The sequence below is a fragment of the Arthrobacter sp. BGA-UO-ETr-C19 genome (assembly GCF_059568005.1).
On record NZ_JCAQPC010000015.1, the window covers coordinates 68,478 to 89,962 of the forward strand.

13 protein-coding genes are annotated in these 21,485 nt (G+C 65.9%); 1 reads left to right on the forward strand and 12 read right to left on the reverse strand.

What is annotated here, in order from left to right; all coding sequences use genetic code 11:
• Positions 1 to 96: 96 nt before the first annotated feature.
• The 8 genes from uvrC to AC57BR_RS07645 all read right to left on the reverse strand — a co-directional run bounded on the left by uvrC (position 97) and on the right by AC57BR_RS07645 (position 11,828).
• Positions 97 to 2,181, reverse strand: coding sequence for an excinuclease ABC subunit UvrC (gene uvrC, locus AC57BR_RS07610; RefSeq protein ID WP_496359162.1), 2,085 nt, complete (start codon positions 2,179 to 2,181; stop codon positions 97 to 99).
• Between the two features lie 81 nt (positions 2,182 to 2,262).
• Entirely contained in the window at positions 2,263 to 2,931 is a 669-nt protein-coding gene (locus AC57BR_RS07615; RefSeq protein WP_496359163.1) for a lysophospholipid acyltransferase family protein, read from the reverse strand.
• The gene (locus AC57BR_RS07620; RefSeq protein WP_496359164.1) at positions 2,918 to 3,634 is read right to left on the reverse strand and encodes an HAD hydrolase-like protein; all 717 of its coding nucleotides are present in this window, start codon (positions 3,632 to 3,634) and stop codon (positions 2,918 to 2,920) included. The genes AC57BR_RS07615 and AC57BR_RS07620 overlap by 14 nt, the downstream gene beginning before the upstream one ends.
• Before the next feature lie 260 nt (positions 3,635 to 3,894).
• Positions 3,895 to 6,819 (reverse strand): excinuclease ABC subunit UvrA, encoded by a 2,925-nt coding sequence (uvrA, locus tag AC57BR_RS07625; protein WP_496359165.1) that lies wholly within the window; start codon positions 6,817 to 6,819, stop codon positions 3,895 to 3,897.
• Between the two features lie 60 nt (positions 6,820 to 6,879).
• Complete coding sequence (locus AC57BR_RS07630; protein ID WP_496359166.1) at positions 6,880 to 7,260, reverse strand: GntR family transcriptional regulator; 381 nt, start codon at positions 7,258 to 7,260, stop codon at positions 6,880 to 6,882.
• Positions 7,257 to 9,116, reverse strand: coding sequence for an ABC transporter ATP-binding protein (locus tag AC57BR_RS07635; RefSeq protein WP_496359167.1), 1,860 nt, complete (start codon positions 9,114 to 9,116; stop codon positions 7,257 to 7,259). The genes AC57BR_RS07630 and AC57BR_RS07635 overlap by 4 nt, the downstream gene beginning before the upstream one ends.
• Before the next feature lie 30 nt (positions 9,117 to 9,146).
• Positions 9,147 to 10,931, reverse strand: coding sequence for an ABC transporter ATP-binding protein (locus AC57BR_RS07640; RefSeq protein ID WP_496359168.1), 1,785 nt, complete (start codon positions 10,929 to 10,931; stop codon positions 9,147 to 9,149).
• Positions 10,932 to 11,054: 123 nt separating this feature from the next.
• Positions 11,055 to 11,828, reverse strand: coding sequence for a trans-aconitate 2-methyltransferase (locus AC57BR_RS07645; RefSeq protein WP_496359169.1), 774 nt, complete (start codon positions 11,826 to 11,828; stop codon positions 11,055 to 11,057).
• A 116-nt stretch (positions 11,829 to 11,944) separates the two neighbouring features.
• On the opposite strand from AC57BR_RS07645, the gene AC57BR_RS07650 reads away from it, so the two are divergent.
• On the forward strand, positions 11,945 to 14,491 hold the full coding sequence (locus AC57BR_RS07650) for a DEAD/DEAH box helicase (RefSeq protein ID WP_496359170.1): 2,547 nt from the start codon (positions 11,945 to 11,947) through the stop codon (positions 14,489 to 14,491).
• A 48-nt stretch (positions 14,492 to 14,539) separates the two neighbouring features.
• Here AC57BR_RS07650 and AC57BR_RS07655 read toward each other — a convergent pair whose 3' ends face one another.
• From AC57BR_RS07655 to AC57BR_RS07670, 4 genes are all read right to left on the reverse strand, one after another.
• Entirely contained in the window at positions 14,540 to 14,773 is a 234-nt protein-coding gene (locus AC57BR_RS07655) for a hypothetical protein (protein ID WP_496359171.1), read from the reverse strand.
• A gap of 80 nt (positions 14,774 to 14,853) precedes the next feature.
• On the reverse strand, positions 14,854 to 15,513 hold the full coding sequence (locus AC57BR_RS07660) for a hypothetical protein (protein ID WP_496359172.1): 660 nt from the start codon (positions 15,511 to 15,513) through the stop codon (positions 14,854 to 14,856).
• Positions 15,514 to 15,529: 16 nt separating this feature from the next.
• The gene (locus AC57BR_RS07665) at positions 15,530 to 19,906 is read right to left on the reverse strand and encodes a Pls/PosA family non-ribosomal peptide synthetase (protein WP_496359173.1); all 4,377 of its coding nucleotides are present in this window, start codon (positions 19,904 to 19,906) and stop codon (positions 15,530 to 15,532) included.
• A gap of 46 nt (positions 19,907 to 19,952) precedes the next feature.
• Positions 19,953 to 21,302, reverse strand: coding sequence for an aspartate kinase (locus AC57BR_RS07670; protein ID WP_496359174.1), 1,350 nt, complete (start codon positions 21,300 to 21,302; stop codon positions 19,953 to 19,955).
• Positions 21,303 to 21,485 lie beyond the last annotated feature (183 nt).

A 21,485-nucleotide genomic window follows, 5' to 3' on the forward strand; every position in this document is an offset into this window, starting at 1 on the left:
CCTGCTGTTGCTTCCCGCGCGCAGTTTCTGCGCGGTTGCTGTTTGCGGCACACGCCGATTTCCCGTACTTACCCTAACCAAGTTTCCGGGCGCGGGCTAAGTTTCCAGCACTTCCCCGGTGGTCATGTTGATCGCCGGAACGGTGTCGTCCGAGTCGCCGCCGGCGCCGCCCGGACTGAAGTGCGTGACGATGGCCGCGGCCAGCGCCGGCCCAACACCCTTGGCAGCGGTCAGTTCCTCCGCCGATGCCGCCTTGATCTTCTTGACGGAGCCAAAGTGGGCGAGCAAGGCCTTCCGCTTGGAATCGCCCAGCCCGGGTACGCCGTCGAGGGCTGAGACGGTCATCGCCTTGCCGCGCTTTTGCCGGTGGAAGGAGATGGCGAACCGGTGGGCCTCGTCGCGGATGCGCTGCAGCATGTAGAGGCCCTGCGAGGAGCGGGGCAGGATGACCGGAAAGTCGCTGTCCGGCAGCCAGACCTCCTCGAGCCGCTTGGCGAGCCCGACGACGTAGACGTCGTCGATGCCCAGCGCTTCAAGGGCGCGGGCAGCCGCGTTGACCTGGGGCTTGCCGCCGTCCACCACAACAAGGTTGGGCGGGTAGGCGAATTTTGCCCGCGGGCCCGGCGTGGTGGTGTCGGACAGCGCGGCGGCTCCTGTCCCGGCGGCTCCTGGTTCCGTCCCATTGGCCGGGCCCGCTTCGTTGGCCAGCGCCGCCCCGTTGGAGCCGGCAGTCGCGGCCGCCGGCGCGGCGACCAGTTCGGCGGCTTCAACCTGGGCCGTTTTGTCCACGAGGTAGTGCCGGAAGCGCCGCGTCAGGACGTCGTGCATCGCAGCGGTGTCGTCCGTGGCCGCGGCCCCGGTGATGGAGAACTTGCGGTAGTCGGACTTCTTGGGCAGCCCGTCCTCCACTACCACCATGGAGGCCACCACGTTGGTGCCCTGGACGTGGGAGACGTCGTAGCACTCGATGCGCAGCAGCGGGACGGGGAGCTCCAGTGCTTCCTGTAGTTCCTGCAGCGCCTGGGAGCGGACGGTCAGGTCGCCGGCCCGCCGGGTCTTGTGGAGCCGGAGCGCGTGCTCGGCATTTTCGCGGACCGTGGACATGAGGGCGGCTTTGTCACCGCGCTGCGGAACGCGGATGTCCACCTTGGCTCCGCGGATGCCCGCCAGCCACACGGCCAGGTCCTGCGCATTGCTCGGCTCAACAGGCACCAGCACCTCGCGGGGAAGCCTGCCCTGGACCTCGGCGTCCTCGCCGTAGACCTGCTGGAGGAGATGTTCGACGAGGTCGGGGGTGGTGAAGTCCTCCACCTTTTCGACCACCCAGCCGCGCTGGCCGCGGACCCGTCCGCCCCGGACATGGAAGACCTGGACGGCCGCCTCCAGCTCATCCTCGTGCAGGGCGAAAACGTCGGCGTCAGTGTCTTCAGCGAGCACCACGGCGTTCCGCTCGAAGACCTTCCGGAGAGCGGTGATGTCGTCGCGCAGCCGGGCGGCGCGTTCGTAGTCGAGGATGGCGACGGCGGCCCCCATCTCCTTTTCGAGCCGGGCGATGAACCGCTTGGCCTCGCCTCCCATGAAGGCGCAGAAGTCCTCAGCCAGGGCGCGGTGTTCCTCAGGGGTGACGCGGCCGACGCAGGGGGCCGAGCATTTGTCGATGTAGCCCAGCAGGCAGGGCCGGCCGCTGGCCTGGGCCCGCTTCAGCACACCCGCGCTGCAGCTCCGCACCGGAAAGACCCGCAGCAGGGTGTCCATGGTTTCCCGGATGGCACCGGCCGTGTAGGGCCCGAAGTACCGGGTGCCCTTCCGCCGCTCGCCGCGCATGACCTGCACACGGGGCAGCTTCTCGCCCATGGTGACGGCGAGGTACGGATACGTCTTGTCGTCCCGGAAAACCACGTTAAAGCGCGGCTTGAATTCCTTGATCCAGGTGTATTCCAGCTGCAGGGATTCCAGCTCGCTGCCCACCACGGTCCACTCGACACTGCTGGCCGCGTACACCATGGCGTGCGTCTTGGGCAGCAGCCCGGCCGGGTTCGCGAAGTACGAGTTCAGGCGCGACCGGAGGTTCTTGGCCTTGCCGACGTAGATGACCCGCCCGTGGGGATCCCTGAACCTGTAAACACCCGGATTGGTCGGAATCTCACCCGTCTGGGGTCTATAACTCGATGGATCTGCCACGCTTCCAGTCTACTGAGCTAAGGGGCTGCCGAATGCCGCCGGCCATGTTGAAGGAGCTGCCGGCCGCTGCGAGGGAGGTGCCTACTCGATGACCTTGCTCTGGTTGTAGCTGGTGGACCGCTCCTGGCCGCTGAGCTCGGCGATGGCGTCCATGATCTTGTCGGTCACCTGGCGCCGGGCGGGGAGGGAATGGTCCGGCCCGGTCTTGTCGAAGTAGATCGGCTCCCCCACCTTCATGATGAAGTGCTGGGGCTTGACTGCATTGCGGCCAGCGGGCTGCAGCTTCTCCGTGCCGATGAGTCCCACCGGGATGACCGGGGCGCCTGTGGTGAGGGCCAGCCAGCCGACGCCGGTCCTGCCGCGGTACAGGATTCCGTCGCGGGACCGGGTGCCCTCGGGGTAGATGCCGATGCCCCTGCCGTCCTCGAGGATGTCCAGGAGTGTCCTGAGGGCCTGCACGCTCGCAGCCTGTTCCCCGCGTTCGACCGGAATGGAGCCGACTGCCTCGAAGAAGGACTTCATCACGCGGCCCTTGATGCCCTTGGTGGTGAAGTACTCCGCCTTGGCAAAGAAAGCGACGGGACGCGGCATGAGTGCCTGGACAATCACGCTGTCCAGAAAGGAAAGGTGGTTGGGCGCCACAATGAAGGGACCGTCCTTGGGCACGTTCTCCAGCCCGATGACGGTTGGCCTGCAGGTACCGGAGATTAGGGTCCGCGTCGTCCAGCGGACGCCGTCAAACAGCTCCATCGTTGCGCACCTCGCTCAGGGCTGCGGCACGGACGTTCTCCAGCTCCTCGACCTTGGCGCGCAGGCCGGCGGTGTCGTGCACCACCGCCACAGCTCCAGCGGCCTCGAGTTCGCCGTCGGGCGCAAAACCCCAGCTGACGCCGATGCAGTCGAGTCCGTTGGCCAATGCCCCGGCCACGTCCTGCGCACGGTCACCCACCATCACAGCATGCTGCGTGCCGAGGCCTGTCATGGCAGCGGCGATGATGCCGGCCTTGCCGACCGGACCCGCCGCAGATGCGGTCTCGTCCGCGGCTGACCCCTTGATGGTGAGGAAGCGGCGGGCGATTTTGTGGTGTTCAAGCACGATGTGCGCAAGGGCTTGCGGCTTTTGCGTCGCCACCGCTACGGGCCGCCCCGCCGCGACATAGCCGTCCAGCAGGTCAACGATGCCCGGGTACAGGCGGCTCTGGGAAATGCCGACGTCAAGGTAATGCATGCGGTAGGTCCGGATGACCGCCTTAAGCATGGCCGGTGGAACGGCCGCGACGTTCAGCAGGGAGTCGCTGAGCTTGGGGCCCACCATCGCGTCCAGAAGGTCCTGGCTTGGGACAGCCAGGCCATGTTCCGTGAGGGCCGCGGCAATTCCGTCTGTTATCCCGCCGGCCGGATCGACAAGAGTGCCGTCCAGGTCGAAGATCACGGGCACTGTTGTTGAAGTCACCGGCTTAGTTTCTCATGATGCAACGCCTGCTCAAACTCGCATGCCTTCCGAGGAATACTTCCGCCCCCCGAGAGGAGTTTTTGTACACGTATCGTGACTTCCCAGGCGTTTAGCGCCCATTATCTGTACAAAAACTCCAGCCGGAGGGAGGACGACGGCGGCCCGCCAGTTTCGTCTGGCGGGCCGCGGTGCTGGTTTGTGCTCGTGGTGGTTTGGCGTCGTAGTGGTTGCGTTCGAGCTTGGCGTCGTGGCGTGGGCGGCTAGCCGAGGATCTCGGCCAGGAACTTTGCGGTGTGGCTTTCCGAGGACTTGGAGACCTGTTCGGGGGTGCCGGAGGCCACGATCCGGCCGCCGCCGGAGCCTCCGTCAGGGCCCAGGTCCACGATCCAGTCGGCGCTCTTGATGACGTCGAGGTTGTGCTCGATGGTGATAACCGTGTTGCCCTTCTCCACGAGGCCCTGCAGCACCATGAGCAGCTTCCGGATGTCCTCGAAGTGAAGCCCCGTGGTGGGCTCGTCGAGGACGTAGACGCTGCGGCCGTTGGACCGCTTCTGGAGCTCGGCCGCCAGCTTGACGCGCTGCGCCTCGCCGCCGGACAGCGTGGTGGCGGGCTGGCCCAGCCGGACGTATCCGAGGCCCACGTCCACGAGCGTCTTGAGGTGGCGCGCAATCGGGGAGAACGCCGCGAAGAACTCGGCTCCCTCCTCGATGGGCATGTTCAGGACGTCGGCGATGGTCTTGCCCTTGTAGTGCACCTCGAGGGTCTCGCGGTTGTACCGCGCGCCGTGGCAGACCTCGCACGGAACGTAGACGTCCGGCAGGAAGTTCATCTCGATCTTGAGCGTGCCGTCACCGGAGCAGGCCTCGCACCGGCCGCCCTTGACATTGAAGGAGAACCGGCCGGGCATGTAACCGCGGACCTTGGCTTCGGTGGTCTCGGCGAAGAGCTTCCGGATGTGGTCGAACACGCCGGTGTACGTTGCCGGGTTGGACCGCGGGGTACGGCCGATGGGGCTCTGGTCCACGTGCACCACCTTGTCCAGGTGCTCGAGGCCCTGGACAGTGCGGTGGCGTCCGGCCACCTGCTTGGCGCCGTTGAGCTTGTTGGCCAGCACCTTGTACAGGATCTCGTTGACCAGGGTGGACTTGCCGGAGCCGCTGACGCCGGTCACGGCCGTGAACAGGCCCAGGGGGAAGGCGGCATCAACGTTGACGAGATTGTTCTCGCGGGCGCCGACCACCTTGAGTTCGCGCTTCTTGTCGTACTTGCGCCGCTTCTTGGGGACGTCGATGCTCTTCCGGCCGGAGAGGTAGTCCCCGGTCAGGGACTTCGTGTTCTCCAGGAGTTCCTGGTAGGACCCCGAGTGGACCACCTGCCCGCCGTGCTCGCCGGCTCCCGGGCCGATATCCACGATCCAGTCCGCCTCATGGATGGTGTCCTCGTCGTGCTCGACCACAATGAGGGTGTTGCCGAGGTCCCGCAGCCGGGTCAGGGTCTCAATCAGGCGCCGGTTGTCCCGCTGGTGCAGCCCGATGGAGGGCTCGTCCAGGACGTACAGGACGCCCACGAGGCCGGAGCCGATCTGGGTGGCCAGCCTGATGCGCTGCGCCTCGCCGCCGGAGAGGGTTCCGGAAGGGCGCTCCAGGTTCAGGTATTCCAGGCCCACGTCCAGCAGGAAGGTCAGTCGGGCCTGGATCTCCTTGAGGACCTGGTGGGCGATCTGCGCCTCACGGCCGGTCAGCACGAGGTTGTCCAGGAATGCTGCGCATTCGCGCATGGGCAGCCGCGCGACGTCGGCAATGGACTTGCCGTTGATGAGAACCGAGAGCGACGCCGGGTTCAGCCGCGCGCCGTCGCAGGCCGGGCAGGGGATCTGCCGCATGTATTCCTCGTAGCGGTCCCTGGCGTAGTCAGACTCGGTTTCGGTGTGCTTGCGGTGCACGTACTGCACCACGCCTTCGAAGCCGGTGCTGTACTTGCGCTCCCTGCCGAACCGGTTGCGGTACTGGACCACAACCTTGTGGTCCTTGCCGTGCAGGACGGTCTGCCGGACGTCGGACGGGAGGTCCTGCCACGGCGTGGTCATGGAGAACCCGAGCTCCTTGGCGAGCCCGCCGAGCAAACGGTTCCAGTACTCGGTGGTGGCGGTGCCCAGGGACCACGGCGCGATGGCTCCGTCCTCCAGCGCGAGCTCCGGGTTGGGAATGATCAGGTCCTCGTCGACTTCCAGCCGGGTGCCGATGCCGCTGCAGGCCGAGCAGGCGCCGAAGGGGTTGTTGAACGAGAAGGACCTGGGCTCAATCTCATCGATGGCCAGCGGATGCTCGTTGGGGCAGGCGAGGTTTTCCGAGAAGGCACGCGTGCGGTGGGGGTCGTCGGATTCCAGGTCGACGAAGTCGGCCAGGACGCGCCCCTCAGCGAGGCCAAGCGCAGTCTCGATGGAGTCCGTCAGGCGCTGCCGGATGCCTTCCTTGACCACGAGCCGGTCTACCACCACCTCAATGGTGTGCTTGAACTGTTTGCCCAGCTTGGGCGGATCGCTCAGCTGGACGAGGTCGCCGTCGACCCGGGCGCGGGAATAGCCCTTCGCCGTCAATTCCTTGAAGAGGTCGACGAACTCACCCTTGCGCCCGCGCACCACCGGAGCGAGGATCTGGAAACGGGTGCCGTCCTCCAGTTCGAGCAGTTGGTCCACGATCTGCTGCGGCGTCTGCTTGATGACGGGTTCACCGCAGACGGGGCAGTGCGGACGGCCCACGCGCGCCCACAGGAGACGCATGTAGTCGTAAATTTCGGTGATGGTGCCCACGGTGGAGCGCGGATTCTTGCTCGTGGACTTCTGGTCGATCGAGACCGCGGGCGACAGGCCCTCGATGAAGTCGACGTCGGGCTTGTCCACCTGGCCCAGGAACTGCCGGGCGTAGGCGGAGAGCGACTCGACGTAGCGGCGCTGGCCTTCGGCGAAGATGGTGTCGAAGGCCAGGGACGATTTTCCGGAGCCGGACAGGCCCGTGAAGACGATCATGGCGTCGCGCGGCAGGTCGAGGTCGACGTTGCGGAGGTTGTGCTCGCGGGCGCCCTTGACCACCAGCCGGGACAGGTCCGGGCGCGCCGGTTTGGCGGGGCTCAGGGGGACGACGGCGGAGGGGGCAACAGCGGTTTCTTCAGCTACGGCTTTAGGCACCCACTAATGCTAGTCGAAAACTTCTTCGAATATCCACGCGAGTGTGCTACGCCACCTTCGCTACTCAGCGTCGTAGGCAGCTGCCAGGAGGTGGACCGCCTGGGCGAACGTGGCGCCCTGCGATTTGGCTGCTGCGGCATAATCGGCGGCGGCCTCGGACAAAGCCCCCCAACGCTCGTCACGGGCGCAAATCACGGTCCCGTTGCGGCCCTTGGTGGCGACGACGCCCGCAGCCTCGAGTTCCTTGTACGCCCGTGCCACCGTGTGGGGTGCCACCCCGAGGGTTCCGGCGAGCGCCCGCACTGCCGGCAGCCGCGTGCCCGGGGCAAGCTTTCCCTGGTCCGCCTGTTCGATCACGTGGAGCCGCAGCTGCTCAAAGAGGGCCACGGAGCTGCCGGTGTTCGGCTTCCACCGCCCCGGAAAGGCATCGCCGGCGGTCACAGGCCGGACTCCCGGTAGCGCTGCTGGCCGGCGGCGTGCCTGCCGCGGTGCCGGCGGATGGCGCCGAGTTCGCGGTCCACCCCGCGGAACTGGGCCTCATACAAGCGCCGGTAATGGCCGTCCACGGACAGCAGGCTGCTGTGCGTCCCCTGTTCAACAATGCGTCCGTGATCCATGACGAGAATTAGATCAGCGTCGCGCACCGTGGACAACCTGTGGGCAATGATGAAGCTCGTCTTGCCCTGGCGCAGCTTGTTCATTGCGAGCTTGATCTGGACCTCCGTGCGGGTGTCAACGGAACTTGTTGCCTCGTCCAGGATCAGGACGCTGCGGTCGGCGAGCCGGGCCCGCGCAATGGTGATCAGTTGCCGCTGGCCCTGGCTCAGCGAATCACCCTCGTCTCCCAGGACCGTGCCATAGCCGGCGGGCAGCGACCGCACGAAGTGGTCCACGTGGCTGGCCTCCGCCGCATCCAGGATCCGGGCATCGTCCGCCCCCGGAGATCCGTATTCGATGTTGTCGCGGATGGTGCCGTTGAACAGCCAGACGTCCTGCATAACCACCGCGAAGTTGGACCGGAGTGAGTCGGTGGGCACTGTGGCGATATCCGTGCCTTCGATCGTGATGCGGCCCGAATCCAGTTCGTAGAAGCGCATAAGGAGGTTCACCACCGTCGTCTTGCCCGCACCCGTGTGGCCCACGATGGCCACGGTCTGGCCCGGGAGGACGGAAAAGGTCAGCCCGCTGACGGCCGGGGCCCCCGGGGTGTACGCGAAGGTGACGTCCTCGAATTCGATCCGGCCGCGCAGGGATTCCTGGCTGGCCGGAACCCCGTCCTCGCGGGGAATCTCCGGCTCGTCCAGGAGGGCGAAGACCCGTTCCGCCGAGGCCGCGCAGGATTGCATGAGGGTAAGCATGCCGCCAATCTGGCCCATCGGCTGGGTGAAGAGTCGGCTGAACTGGATGAACGCCTGGATGCCGCCGATCGTCATGGCGCCAGCCGCCACCTGCAGGGCGCCCACGATGGCCACCGCCACGTAGTTGAGGTTGGCGACGAAGACCATGAGCGGCTGCACGGCTCCGGAGACGAATTGGGCGCGCGCGCTGCTGCGGGCCAGCCGGTCGTTGCCGCGGCCGAAGACGGCCGCCACCGTGTCCTGCTGCCCAAACGCCTTGATCACCTCGTGTCCGGTGATGAATTCCTCGATGTGGGCGTTCAGCTCCCCCGTGGATGCCCATTGGGCGGAGAAATAGGCCTGGGACTGGCGCGCCATGAACACCGTTATAAGCGTGGACACGGGCACGGACACCAGGGCGATGGCCGCCAGCAGCGGGGAGATCCACAGCATCATGGCCAGCGAACCGCACAGCATCAGAACGGACATGATCAGCTGCGTGAGCAGCTGATTGAGCGACTGCGAGATGTTGTCGACGTCGTTGGTGGCCCTGCTGAGGACATCGCCCCTGGCCTGCTCATGGAAGTGCGCGGACGGCAGCCGGTGCAGTTTGTCCTCGACGGCGGCGCGAAGGCCAAAAACAAGCCTCTGCACTGTCTGGGCGGTCAGGGCGCCCTGGATCCAATTGAAGATGGAGGTGCCGACGTACATCAGCGACACCGTGGCGAGCAGCGCGGATAGCCTCCCGACGTCGAACGTGCCATGCATGAACCCGTCGACGATGACGTCGGTGGCGTCACCAAGGAGCTTCGGAGCCGCCACATTGAGGGCGGCGAAGCCGCAGGTCGCGGCGACGGCCAGGGCCATCCTGCCCTTGAACGGGCGCAGCAGGCCCAGGAGGCGTGTGGCCGCCGGCAGGAAACTGCCGGTTTTGCGTTCGGCGGCGTGCGTGCCCTTCATGGCTGCGGGACTCTCATGGCTGCCCGGTTCTCATGGCTGCTCATCGAGGGCCAGCTGCGACTCGGCGATCTCCCGGTAGGTGCGCGATGAGCCCAGCAGTTCTGCGTGGGTTCCGTGGGCCACCAGCCGGCCTTCCTCGAGGACCAGGATCTGGTCCGCACCCATGATGGTCGGGATGCGTTCAGCCACCATGAGCACCGTTGCTGCTGCCAACACCGGCTCCAGCGCCCGTGTGACGGCGGCCTCGGTGGCATAGTCGAGGGCGGAAAAACTGTCGTCGAAGAGGTAAAGGTCCGCGGTGCGGAGCATCGCGCGGGCAATGCAGAGGCGCTGCCGCTGCCCGCCCGACAGCCCGGCCCCGCCCTGGGCGACGGCGGCATGAAGGCCGTCCGGGAGCAAGCGGACGAAGTCGTCAGCCTGCGCCAACCGCAGTGCCTTCCACAGATCGTCCTCAGTGGCCGCCGGCGCGGCCATCCGCAGGTTTCCTGCCACAGTTCCTGAGAAGAGATAGGAGTGCTGCGGCACCACCGAAATCCGTTCCCGAAGCCGTTCAGCGGGCAGACTCCGAATGTCGGCTCCCCCGAACCGGATTTCACCCGACGTGGCGTTCAGGAACCGCGGCAGGAGGTTCAGGAGCGTGGTCTTGCCGCTGCCGGTGGCACCAATGATGGCCGTGGTGGTGCCCGGCCCGGCAGTAAAAGAAATATCGGCCAGGACCGGGGACTCGGCTCCGGGATACGCGAACCAGACATGGCTGAACTCCACGCCCCCGCCGTCCGGGGTTGCCGGTTCCCGGGCTGCTGATTCCCGGGTTGCCGGCGCAGCGGCCCGCACCGCGGGCTCCTGCGCAGGAGGCACAGCCAGTGCCGGGGTCACGTCCAGCACGTCCTGGATCCGCTCGGCGCAGACGGCCGCGCGCGGTGCCGTGCTGAACACGTACATGGCCATCATGATGGCCAGCAGGATCTGCAGGATGTAGGCGATGAGGGCCGTGAGGGCACCCACCTCCATGCTGCCGCTGGCGATCAGTTGCCCACCGAACCAGACCACCGCCACCGAGGAGAGGTTCACCACGATCATGATCATCGGAAGCATGCCCGCAACCAGGAGCGCGGACTGGAGGTTGTTACTGGTGAGCCGCCGGTTCGCTTCCGAGAAACGGGCAACCTCATGCTTCTGCCGGACAAAGCCCCGGATGACGTTGGCGCCAATGATCTGTTCGCGGAGGATCCGGGTGATGCCGTCGATGAGGGCCTGCCCCTGCCGGTAGAGCGGGATGAGGCGGCGCACGATCAGGTACATGATGAGCACCAGCACCGGGACTATGAAGATCACGACGGAGGACAGGGCCGCATTTTGCTGGACGGCCAGGATGATTCCCCCGATTCCCATGACGGGCGCGGCGGCGAGCATGGTGAAGACCAGGACCGCGAAGGTCTGGATTTGCTGGACGTCGTTGGTGGCCCTGGTGACGAGGCTGGCGGTGCCGAACGTCCCGACCTCCTGCGACGACATCGCCTGGACCTGGGAGAACAGCTCCCGTCTGAGGCGGTGGCCGATTTTCATGGCGACGTCGGCCCCGAGGAACCCGGCACCCAGGGCGGCCGCCGCCTGCACGGCGGTGAGCACCAGCATCCAGCCGCCAAGCCCCAGGATCACCCCGGGCTGGTTGGCGAGGATCCCGTCGTCGATGATGCTGGCATTCAGCGTCGGCAGCAGCAGGTTTCCTGCCGTCTGCACCACCTGCAGCAGGATGATCGCCCAGACAGTGGCCCGGTGCTCGCCAAGGAGGCGGAGCATTAAGCGAATCAGCACCGCGCCTCCTCCACAGCCAAGGCGTACGGGAGCCCGGGCAGGCCCCCAATGACCGCTTGGCCATTGTAAGCCAGATCACATGGGACCGCGCAGGGCATTGCCCGCGTGGCGGGTGCGGCTGCCCTAAAGCTTGCGGGCCACCGCGAAGATCCTGCGGAACGGATACACCGTGCCGTGGGGCGTGGCCGGATAGGCCTCGGCCAGCCGGTCGCCGTATTCGGCCTCGAACCCGGCGGCATCGTCGGGCGACAGGGCAGCCAGCACGGGCCGCAGGCCAGCGCCGCGCACCCAATCCAGCACCGCGTTTTCGCCCGTGAGCACCTGCTGGTAGGTGGTCTCCCAGGCGTCGGCCGCGCACCCGGCGTCAAGCATGATCTCCAGGTAGCGCGCGGGGTTCGCCACCGCCTCATCGTGGCGCAGCACGCCGGCAAGCTTCCCGGCCCACTTCGGCGAATCGGCGACGTCGCGCATCAGGGTATGGGACGCGGAGGTGAAGTTGCCCGGCACCTGGAGGGCGAACCACGCGCCCGGCTTCAGCGCCTTCAGCCAGCCGGCCAGCAGTTCGGTGTGCCCGGGGACCCATTGCAGCGCCGCGTTGCTCACCACCACGTCGGTGTCCGCGGAGGGCGCCCAGGAGGCGATGTCCCCGAGGCTGAACTCCAGTCCCGGCGCGGACTGCCGGTGCTGTTCGGCCGTGGCCAGCATCTCGGCGGAGGAGTCCAGGCCCACCACCCGCGCGTCAGGCCAGCGGGCCGCGAGCGTGGCGGTCAGGTTGCCGGGACCGCAGCCCAGGTCCACCACCTGCCGCGGGGCGTCGGCGAGGACGCGGCCGGTCAGGTCAAAGAACGGACGCTGCCGGTAGTCCCCGAACTGGACGTATTTGGCGGGATCCCACACATGGCCTCCGGTTGTTCGTCGAAGCGTGGTCGCAGAAGTTTTATCCTGGCAGAGCGAGCCTAGCGCCGGGCGGACTGAAACCGTTCAGGGACGCGCTGGCACTAAGCTGGAAGGCAATGAAACTCGTTGAACAGCTCCCCGCCCCGTCCGCACGGATCACCACCGGAACCGGCGCGGACCCGGACACGCTGTACGAGCGCTTCGTGGAGTGGACCGAAAGCCGCGGCCTGCAGCTCTACCCGGCCCAGGACGAGGCCATCATGGAGCTGGCTTCCGGCGCCAACGTGATCCTCGCGACGCCCACAGGATCAGGCAAGTCCCTCGTTGCCGTTGCCGCCCACTTCCAGGCGATGGCGCGCGGTGAGCGTAGCTACTACACGGCCCCCATCAAGGCCCTGGTGTCCGAGAAGTTCTTCGCTCTCTGCGAGATCTTCGGGGCGGAGAACGTCGGCATGATCACTGGCGACTCCGGCGTGAACCAGGACGCCCCGATCATCTGCTGCACCGCCGAGATCCTGGCCAACGCCGCCCTGCGCGAAGGAGCGGCCGCAGACCTGGGCACCGTCATCATGGACGAATTCCACTTCTACTCCGATCCGCAGCGCGGCTGGGCGTGGCAGGTTCCGCTGCTGGAACTTCCGCAGGCACAGTTCCTCCTGATGTCCGCAACGCTGGGCGACGTCAGCCGATTCGAAGCAGGCATGACCGAACTCACGGGACGGCCGACCACCACCGTCAGCTCGGCCGAACGCCCCATTCCGCTGCATTACTACTACCGCGAGACGCCGGTCCACGAGACCCTCGAAGAACTGCTGGGCACCAAGGAGGTGCCGGTCTATGTGGTGCATTTCAGCCAGGCGGAAGCCATCGAGCGTGCCCAGACGCTCATGAGCATCAACGTGTGCACCCGCGACGAGAAGGACAAAATCGCCGAGCTCATTGCGAACTTCCGCTTCGCGGCGGGCTTCGGCAAGACCCTGAACCGCCTGGTCCGGCACGGCATCGGCGTGCACCACGCCGGCATGCTGCCCAAGTACCGCCGGCTCGTGGAGCAGCTGGCCCAGGCCGGCCTGCTCAAGGTCATCTGCGGCACTGACACGCTGGGCGTGGGAATCAACGTACCCATACGCACCGTCGTGCTCACCGCCCTGAGCAAGTACGACGGCGTACGCACCCGCCTGCTCAACTCCCGTGAGTTCCACCAGATTGCCGGAAGGGCCGGCCGGGCCGGCTACGATACGGCCGGCACCGTGGTGGTGCAGGCCCCCGACCACGTGGTGGAGAACGTCAAGGCGATGGCCAAGGCCACGGCCAAGTTCGGTGATGACCAGCGTAAGCTGCGCCAGGTGGTGAAGAAGAAGCCGCCGGAGGGGTTCGTGTCCTGGGGCCAGCCCACCTACAACCGGCTGGTGGAGTCGGTGCCCGAGCCGCTGAACTCCAGCTTCACCGTGACCCACGCGATGCTCATGAACCTCATGGAGCGTCCGGGCGACCCGTTCGCCGCGGCGCGCCGGCTCCTCACCGAGAACCACGAAACCCGGCCTTCGCAGCTGCGGCTCATGAAGAAGGCCGTGGGGATCTACCGGGAACTGCTCGCGGCCGAGGTGGTGGAGCGCATCCCGGCTGCCGAACAGGGGGCAGATGGCCGTACGGTGCGCCTGACCGTCCACCTGCAGCCGAACTTCGCCCTGAACCAGCCGCTTTCCCCGTTTGCCCTGGCCGCGCTGGACCTGATGGATCCGGAATCGCCGTCCTACGCCGTCGACATCGTCTCCGTCATTGAAGCCACGCTGGAGAAGCCGCGGCAGATCCTCTCTGCGCAGCAGAAGAAGGCACGCGGCGAGGCCGTGGCCGCCATGAAGGCCGACGGCATCGAGTATGAGCAGCGGATGGCCATGCTCGACGAAGTCACCTATCCCCAGCCGCTCGCGGAAATCCTGGGCGAGGCCTTCGAGGTGTACCGCAAGGCAGCCCCATGGGTGGGGGATTTTGAACTGGCTCCCAAGTCGGTCATCCGGGACATGTACGAGCGCGCGATGAACTTCGGCGAGTTCGTGCAGTTCTACGGCCTTGCCCGTTCCGAGGGCATCGTGCTGCGGTACCTGGCGGACGGCTTCAAGGCACTGCGGCAGACCGTGCCGCAGGATGCGCTTCGGGAGGACCTCGAGGATCTGATCGCCTGGCTCGGCGAGCTGGTGCGCCAGGTGGACTCGAGCCTGTTGGACGAGTGGGAGGAACTGACCTCAGGTGCCGCCCCGACGCCCCACGACGCACCCCCTCCCCCGCCGCCGTCGCTCACGTCCAACATCCGGGCGTTCCGGGTCATGGTCCGGAACGAAATGTTCCGGCGCGTCGAGCTTTTTGCCGACGAGGACGCCACCGCGCTGGGCGAGCTCGACGGCGACGCCGGCTGGGATGCGGACCGCTGGGAAGAGGTCCTGGACGACTACTTCGACGAGCATGAGGACATCGGCACCGGCCCTGACGCGCGTGGGCCCGGCCTGCTCATCATTACCGAGGAGCCGGGCGTCTGGAAGGTCCGGCAGATCTTCGATGATCCGGCCGGCAACCATGACTGGGGGATCTCCGCCGAGGTGGATCTGGCCGCCTCGGACGAGACCGGCACCGCGGTGGTGCGGGTGACCGGAGCGAACCGGCTCTGACGGGGCTGTTCGGATCGGGACCGGCGCTGTATCCGGCCATTCGGGCTGCTAGCCGGCCTCTTCTTCCAGCTCGTCCTGGCGGCCAGTGATGCCGGAGCCAAGGATTCCGGTGCCTTCCTCACCCATGAGTCCGGCCGCTTCAACGGCGCCGCCGAGGATGAGGGTGGTCAGATCGGCCACGGCTTCCATATAGCTTCCGTGCTTGGGATTGTCCGCAAAATCTTCGAGCCACTTCATGGCGACCCGTCCGACGAACTCCATGGTGCTTGCGTCATCGGCCATTGCGATCTCCTAAGCTGAGGATGGCTGACCCGTTCAGGCTAATTCGCCAAACTGAAACCTCCGTGTGAACGAGCAGTGTATTACCAAACAGCTGGAGCCGTAAACGGCTTTCGCGGGGCGTACCTGAGCAGCTTCAGGGTATGACTGGCCTGAAGGGAAGAGAACCGGTCCCCCGACTCGGGATCGAGCCACGGTTCGGGGTCCTCCAGGTGCCCGGCAAGCTCCAGGACCGGCAAGGGCAGGGCCGGTGCCTCCCCGTTCCCGGTCATCAACAGGTCCGGCCTGGAGGCGGGGTCGTAATAGACCCGGCGCTTGCGTTCCCGGGTAATTTCTTCGGGGCTGTGGCAGGTGTAGCCGGCCCAGTGGACGGGGCCGGATTGGTCGCCGGGGTTGAACCGGGTGTCAGCGCTGACCTGGCGGGTTTGGGCTGGCGTGCTTGGTGGGGTGAAGGACGCCGGAGGCTCCGGCGTCGGAAACCCCGACGGCGGGGCGGACTTTACGTATTCCACCCACTGCCCGTCGACCTCAACGTAGAGCAGGTTCTGCTCACCGCCCGGGAAATAGACAGTGACAACCGCCCGCACCTTCGCTGCGGGATCCGTCTGACCCGGGGGCGGCATGATGCTGCCGGTTGTCGTCTCATACATCTGACTAACCACCGTCGGTACCGGTTCCTGATGCTTGGCGGTGGCCGGGCTCAGCGGCGGGCGGGTTGCGGCGATGGAAGACGGCGCTTCCATGGGACTGACACTTCCGTCACCGTGACACCGTCCTGCGGTGCCGATGAGACCGGGCGTGTGACCTCCGGTGCCCGTCTTCCCGCATGGCTGCCGCAGCGCCGCTCCATCCGTCGGCCTTTCCCCGGTGGCGGGGGTGCACGGATCCTGAAAGATCACGGCGCCCCTCGGCGTGTGCCGGGTCTGCCGGCACCCTGTCTGATCCTTGCGCCCGTTCTGAACCGGCCCTGTCTGAACCGGCCCTGTGCCGGGGCCCGCCGGCCAAGGCCGGCAAGGGCACCGCGGTCCCCCGCGGCTGGGTAACGTCCCGGGCCGGGTTGCCCACGAACACGGCGTCCTCCGGGACCTCGGCACCTTTCATCAGGAAGGCGTCGGCCCCTACGGTTGAGCCGTTGCGCATCGTCACCCCGTAGTGGACAAATGCTTCGACACCGAGGCAACACCTGTCGCCCAGGACGATGTAGCCGGACTTGAAGGTTCCGTCCTCGAGGGAATGCCCCTGCATGATGGAGCCCTCGTTGAAGGCGCAATCATCGCCGATGGTCACGAGTGATTTCTCCGGGATGCCGGTGCCGGCGTCGTAAACGCGTTTGCCGACCTTGACGCCCAGCAGCCGCCAGACCATTGACTTGAACGGCGTCCCGTTGAAAGGTGCCGCGGTCATCAGCTTCCATAGCCGTTCGTGGTGCCAGAAGTAGCGGTCGTAGATGGAACAGTACTCTGGCTTCAGGGGCCGAAACCCCAGGACGGCATGTTCAATCAGCGCGGAAAACAGTACACGGAACAGCAGGAAGCCCACCATGGACAGTGCGACTGCCAGCACGCCGATCACCCCGTGGGCGGTCACCGCGACGGCGCCGCTAAGCGTGGCGGCAAACACCCAGAACCAGTTCTCGGCCAGGAACAGCACCATCGTCATGATGTTGTGCCGGTTCTTGGCCGGGAGCAGCCTGTTCTTGGCCTCCTCGGTTTTGAGCTCGTCGAACTCGGCGTCGCGCCGGACGGACCGGGGAATCTCGAACGCGGGTGAACCCAAAAGCCCGACGTCGGTCCGCACCGGCCCGTCGATGGGAACCATCACTTTCGTGGCCAGAAGGCAGTTCTCGCCCACCCGCGCGCCGATCGGAAACGTGAGGTGGTTTCCCAGGAAGTTGCGGCCAGCGATCCGCACCCGGGAGACGCGGAACGAAGTGCTGGAAAAGTCGGCGTTCATGATGTTGAGGCCGTCGGAAACCATGGTTCCGGTTCCCACGGTGGTCAGGAACGGGGATTCGTGGGCGACGGCGGGGCCAAAGTTCGATCCCGTCTGCTCGACTTTGCACAGGTCGTAGCCCAGGGCCTGCAGGTAGTGCACGATGTAGGAGCTGTCACCGAAGATGTTCAGATACAGCGAGGCGTTGGAAATTCGGGAGACCATCCGCTGGATGGAAAAATGCATCCCGTAGAGCGGGTAAACCTTGTCTGGCTTGAGGAAGAGATTGAGGAACCGCGGAACAGTGAGCACGAAGATCATCCCGCCGATGACGCCGGCAAGAAACAGCACCATCGTGGCGGCCACAAAGTCGAGGAAAAATTTCGGGTCCGCCAGCCGCAGGTTTGCGGGGTCAAGGTATGGGGGCAGCAAATTGCTCAATCCAAGGACAGCGGCCGGAAGCACCACGACGAATCGGCTCACCAATTGGAACAGGCTGAAGATGATTTTTCGGCGGGTGGTGCACTCCGTGTCGGGAACGCGCCTGTAGTTGGCGTTCGCCCGGACCGGAGGGGATCCGTGCCACACCTCGCCATCGGGGATGGACATGGACGTCTGCAGTGCCGAGGCGTGGCCAAGCTGGGTATCGTTCCCCATCCCGGTCCAGATGTCGAGTGTGGTGTTCTCCGATAGCAGGACGTTGCTGCCCAGCGTCACGCGTCCGGTCTCGATGACGCCCGGGCGGGCCTGGTAGCAGAGGAAGAAGGAGTTCTTGTGGATGACCGTATGGTCGCCTACCGTCAGCAAATCAGGGCACGCCGGCACGTTCCTGGAGAAGATCACCACACCCTTCCCGATCTTTGCCCCGAGCATGCGCAGGTACAGCGTATAAAGCGGTGAGCCGGCAAAGAACACCATCGGATTCGCCCGTGTCAGCGTCTTCACCATCCAGAAGCGGATGTAATCCAGGCTCCAGAGCCGGATTTTCCGGGGCTTCCAGCGGCCGATCAGGACCCATTTAAGGACCACGGGGGTCAGGGAAAGCACGACGAACATGGTCCCGGCGAGGCCGACAGAGCGCAGCCACGTGTCGAGGAGGTCTGTTCCCGTGGTGGACCAGCTGAACCCGATGACCAGCAGCCACGAGGCGTACATGGTGTAGCCCAGGAAGATGGCCAGCTGGATGGCACCGCACAGGACGTACTGGAACGTGCCGGGTAGCGGAGGATCAGGTTCTGTTGCTGTGGGGTACCCCGGCGTCTGCGGGGTGCTTTCCGCCGCGGGTGCCGTGGCGGTGAGCACACCGGCAAGCTGGCGGACAGTGGGGTTCTGGTAGACGTCCTGCATGGCCGGGGGTGTGAGATCCGTGGTGTTTCTGACGCGGGCGCAAAAGTGCGCCATCAGCAGGGAGTTGGCCCCCAGGTCGTTGAAGAAGTGCGCCTCGGTGGACACCCGCTCAAGCCCGAGGATCGCGCCCAGGTGCTCGGCCAGCGAGAGTTCTGCCGGAGTTGACGGGGCTGTGTACGTTCCGGAGGCTGCCAGGCTGAAGCGCTCGGACGGCCGCGGCAGCCGCTTCCGGTCCGCCTTTCCGCTGGCCATCGTCGGAATGGAGTCGAGTTGCTCGTAGTAGGCCGGCACCATGTAGCCGGGCAGCCTGGTGCGGAGCATCTGATGAATCTCGTGGGCTTTGATGTTCCCGGCGTCGTGGCGCGGTGTGAAATAGGCGGCCAGTTCTACCAGCCCGGGTTCCGGTTCAAAAGTGTCCACCACTGCCTGGGCGATACCTGGGAACTGTAAAAGGAACGTCTCGATCTCCGCGAGTTCAATACGGTAGCCGCGGATCTTGACCTGGGTGTCAATGCGGCCCAGGTATTCGATCTCCCCGTCCTTGTTGATCCTGCCCAGATCACCGGTGCGGTAGATCCTGCCCGACGGGTTGTTGCTGATGTCCAGGAAGTCCGGAACAAAGGCCTTCTCCGTCAGGTCCGGGCGGTTGACGTATCCCCGCGCCAGGCCAACGCCGGCCAGCCCGATCTCCCCGGACTCCCCCTGCGGCCGAGTGCGGCTTTCGGCAGGATCCAGGATGACAGCGGAGTAGGTGGGAAGCGGGACTCCCAGGGAGACGGGGCCGTCCGGGTCCACAAGCGCCCAAGTGGCTGTGACGGTCGCCTCCGTCGGGCCGTAGACGTTGAGGAAGCGGCGGCCGGGAATATGCCAGCGGGTCACCAGGTCCCGCGGGCACGCCTCGCCGGAGACCAGCAGGAAGCGCAGTTCGGGCAAGTCCTCGTCGATGGTGGCCAGCAGGGTGGGCACGCAGCACAGTGCGCTGATCCGCTTGGCAACCAGATAAGCGGCCAGATCGGCACCCAGGAGGGTGGAGCCGGCGGGCTTGGGCACCAGGGTGGCTCCGGCAAGCCAGGAAACCCAGATTTCTTCAACCGAGAAATCGAAGGCGATGGTCATCCCTTGGTACACGCGGTCGGTGGACTCGATCCCGTAGAGGGCAGAGGCGACCCGCACGAAGTTGCAAATACTCGCGTGTTCGATAGCAACGCCTTTCGGCCTGCCCGTCGATCCTGACGTGTAAATAATGTAGGCCAGCTCGTCCTTCGTCCCGCCCGGCAGGGATTCCTCATCGAGGCGGGTGGGGTTCTGGGCGTCAACGTGGTCGCGGACGTCGTCCAGGCAGATTGTCAGCGCGGCCACTTCCGGCAGCAGGTCCCGCAGATGCGACAGGGAGAGGACGGTCGTCACGTCGGCGTCTTCGACTATGTACTTGAGGCGGTCCGGCGGGAAGCCGGCATCCAGGGGGATATAGGCCGCGTGGATCTTAAGTACGCCAAGCATTGCGACGTAAGCGAAGGAGGGCTGATCGAACAGCAGCGCTATGCGGTCCCCTGGCCGCGCACCGGAGTCGAGCAAATAGCGTGCCAGCTGGTTGGCCCGCCGGTCCAGTTCCGTGTAGGTAAGGATGGTGTCCTCGGCGTCTACCGCGAGCTGGTCCGCGCGGCCCTGCTCGGCGTAGGTGTCGCAGCGGTCCTCAAACAGCTGGTTCAGCCGTTCGCCACTGCTCCATCGCGCCACATGGTCGGGAAAGGCCGATGTCAGGACCGGCCCTTCCCCGTTCTGGCCTTTTGTCAGGATTCCGCGCAGCTCGGCGGGGCGGAGTCCGCCGCGGCTCCGGGTCTTTAAGCTTTTGGTCATTGTGCTGATTCCTTCATTGGAATTGATACTCAGCCGGCGCGCGGCTCTACGTTCGCCGTGTCAGCTTGGCCGGGGCGCTCCGTGAAGGGTGGGGGTGGCCGGCAAGGCCGGGGCGGGGACCGCGGGCAGCTGCCAGCCGGGCGCCCCCTGATGTTTTCGCCGCTCCTTCCGTGCTGAGGCCGAAGGCTGACCGGACTGCCCGGACTGCACGCTCCAGTTGATCTGCCCTGGTCAGTGCACCGAGGCCGGTCTCCGAGATTTCGATGAGGTCCAGGTCCACCCGGGCCTTTGACAGTGCGCTATAAAACGTGGAGAAGACCGCAGGAGACGACCTCATGCCGAGGCCGGACAGCATCACCTTGCCCGCGAGCCCGTTGTGCTGCAGACCCTCAAAGTCGAGATCCGCCTGCCGGGTGCGCAGCACGGACAGCGCAGCTGCAGCCTGGGCGGCAGGGAGTGAAAATGCGACGTCGGCCCGCCGGGCCGTCCCCGGCCTTTTCTCGACGATCGACTGGACGCTGATTCCGGGCCGGGAAAGGCTGCGGAAAAGTGCCGACATGGTGCCGGCGTCATCGGGAAGCCCGCTAACGGTGATTTCCGCGAGTGCCTCGCACCCTGACACCTCGGTGATCACTGCCTGCTCCGGCGCGGGCCTTTGGAAGGGGCTCCGGTCTAGGCCGGGCAGTATCAGTGTTCCCATTTCGTCGGTGAACGACGACCGGACATGGATGGGAAGACCGAACCGGCGGGCATACTCAACGCTGCGCAGGTGCATGACCTTGCTCCCGCAGGCAGCGAATTCAAGCATTTCCTCGCTCGACAGGGCGGCGATCTTCCGCGCCGTGGGCACAATGCGGGGATCCGCGGTATAGACACCGTCAACATCGGTATAGATTTCGCAGATGCCTGCCCCGAGGGCAGCGGCGAGGGCCACCGCTGTCAGGTCGGACCCGCCCCGTCCGAGCGTCGTCACGCGCCGGCCTTTCTGAGTCCTGCCTTGAAAGCCCGCCACAATCGGCACGGTGTCATGGTCAAGGCAGGTTCGGATCCGCCCGGGCCGGACATCGGTGATGCGTGCTTTGCCGTGGACGCTGTCCGTTATTAGCCCGGCCTGGCTGCCTGTGAACGTCCGTGCCGCCTGGCCGCAGTCCACCAGGGCAATCGCCAACAGGGACGACGAGACCGCCTCCCCCATACTGAGCAGGGCATCCAGTGCCCCGGGATTCGGTTTCCGGGAAACACCGGCCGCAAGGTCACACAGCTGGTCGGTGGTATCCCCCATGGCGGACACCACGGCGACCACCTGGTACCCGGCCTCACGCGTCTTGGCTATTCTCCGGGCGGCACGGCAAATGCCGGCGGCGTCGGCTACCGATGACCCGCCAAACTTTTGCACTATCAGCGATCCTCTGGGAACTGTGGGACCTGAATCTTCTTGCAGGGGGCGGGTCCACTCAGTCCAGAGGGGGGCCGTGGCCAGACTCTGCCCCTGATCCCGCTCAGTTGGAGGTATGAATGGCATGATCATGGGACTTCCCGCATTCTTTACGTCGTTGTACGGCGGTTTTTCCTGTTCAGG